Source organism: Vibrio sp. ZF57 (assembly GCF_001691235.1).
Lineage (GTDB): Bacteria > Pseudomonadota > Gammaproteobacteria > Enterobacterales > Vibrionaceae > Vibrio > Vibrio crassostreae_C.
Genome location: NZ_MAKD01000141.1, coordinates 1 through 355, shown reverse-complemented (window position 1 = coordinate 355; position 355 = coordinate 1). Strand labels below are relative to the sequence as shown.

Here is a 355-nt window from a genome sequence, read left to right as displayed (position 1 = left end):
TCAGTGCCTTCATAAAAAAAGAAGCTGAATCACCTTCTGGTGGCCGCCTTGTTGGAAGCGATATACATGACTACATCGTTAAACACTTTGACAAGCACTACCACCCTAATTCCATCTATTATCTCCTCGACCACATGGGTTTTTCTTGGATAACTTCTCGTTCCAAACACCCTAAACAATCACAGCAAATACAGGACGATTTTAAAAAAATTCCAAATCGAAACGATCCTTAAGATCCCCGGCCATATTGGGCTAGAGAGTGTTGATGTCTGGTTTCAAGACGAAGCTAGGTTTGGTCAGCAGAACACAACAACACGTCTTTGGGCTACTCGTGGAACGAGACCTCGCGTAGTAA

The 355-nt window shown here is 43.4% G+C and carries 1 protein-coding gene; it reads left to right on the top strand.

Features of this window, described 5'->3' with window-relative positions; genetic code table 11:
- Window positions 1–233 (top strand): winged helix-turn-helix domain-containing protein (locus A6D97_RS21730; protein WP_139074335.1); only part of this gene is annotated, 233 nt, incomplete at its 5' end.
- Window positions 234–355: the final 122 nt, after the last annotated feature.